The organism is Herbaspirillum sp. VT-16-41 (assembly GCF_001994935.1).
Taxonomy (GTDB): domain Bacteria; phylum Pseudomonadota; class Gammaproteobacteria; order Burkholderiales; family Burkholderiaceae_D; genus Herbaspirillum; species Herbaspirillum frisingense.
In genome coordinates, this window is the sequence record NZ_MUXB01000130.1 from 1 (window position 1) to 1,132 (window position 1,132).

Annotated in this window: 2 protein-coding genes and 1 pseudogene; 2 read left to right on the forward strand and 1 reads right to left on the reverse strand. The window is 57.4% G+C overall.

Annotated features, from left to right (window positions below; translation table 11 throughout):
* The first annotated feature begins 91 nt into the window (after positions 1 to 91).
* Together BTM36_RS19780 and BTM36_RS19785 are read left to right on the forward strand one after the other, a co-directional pair.
* Entirely contained in the window at positions 92 to 376 is a 285-nt protein-coding gene (locus BTM36_RS19780) for a hypothetical protein (protein ID WP_077237640.1), read from the forward strand.
* Entirely contained in the window at positions 373 to 624 is a 252-nt protein-coding gene (locus BTM36_RS19785; RefSeq protein ID WP_139347223.1) for a hypothetical protein, read from the forward strand. Before BTM36_RS19780 ends, BTM36_RS19785 begins: the two co-directional genes overlap by 4 nt.
* Positions 625 to 703: 79 nt before the next feature.
* Here the strand turns inward: BTM36_RS19785 and BTM36_RS19790 are convergent.
* Positions 704 to 1,132 (reverse strand): annotated as a pseudogene (locus BTM36_RS19790) (DNA-directed RNA polymerase subunit beta'); the annotation flags it as partial.

Here is a 1,132-nt window from a genome sequence, read left to right on the forward strand (position 1 = left end):
CCGGCCGGGGCCCGCGGCGAGACCCCACGAGGCAGCCCGGGCCGGGGCGGGGCCGAGGCCCGCCGCCAGGCGGGCTGCCGCCAAGCCGGCGGTGCCGGCCGCAGCACCTGCGGCAGCGGTGGCCACCCAGGCCACCACAACGGGCGGCCGCGTCGATCCGCGCCCGGTGGATTCGATCCTGGTGGTGGTGAATAGCGAAGTCATCACCCGCCAGGAAGTGGCCGAACGCCTGGACAGCGTGGAAAAGCGCATGGCGGCGCAGAACGTGCAGCAGCCGCCGCGCGCGCCACGGGTGCGTCAACGGGTCGAACGCAGGAACGTCGAACGGGCCCAGGCGCAGACGGCCAAGGCAAGCGGCACGGGGGGTTGTTGGTGAGTTCCGATTTGGCGCAGAGCCCGCTTTCGCAAGCCCTGCTGGTTCAGATTCACAACTCGCCTGTCGCGGCTATCCGCGCCGCGGGCATCGCGCTGTTAGGCAAACAAAGCCCGGAATTAGTCTTGCTGCAGTTACCGCAGCTAATTGATCTGCTCCAGTGCGGTGAGGCAGAAGAGCGACAAGCCTGTTACACGCTTCTGGGGCAACTGGCCGGGCAGCATGCTGCTGAGGTCTTTGCGGGATTATGACCCTTAGTTATTAACAAAGAAGCCCACGAAGGCGCACACCAGGCGCTGTTAACGTTCTTCACGCACAAACTTAATGCCTGCCTGCTATCCGAGATACACGTTGAACTTCGCGTAGAATATAAGCTTGAACTCCTGCTGCACCGTTAACGCGTAATAGAGCTTTCGGATCAATGGAACCCTCTGTCAATTCTTGCCCAGCTTCTACTGCGTCACCTATAGATTCCTTAAGTCTAGCATTATAAGGTACCGCATAAGAACGCTGTTCCACATCGCCTTGGATAACAATCTCTTGTTTATCTTTGTTTTCATTTATCTCTAGGACACTACCGTAAATTTCAGTAATAACCGCTTGTCCCTTAGGATTACGTGCCTCGAATAATTCTTGGATACGAGGTAAACCTTGTGTAATATCATTACCTGCTACCCCACCTGTATGGAATGTACGCATTGTTAACTGTGTACCTGGTTCCCCGATAGATTGTGCTGCGATAATACCCACAGCTTCACC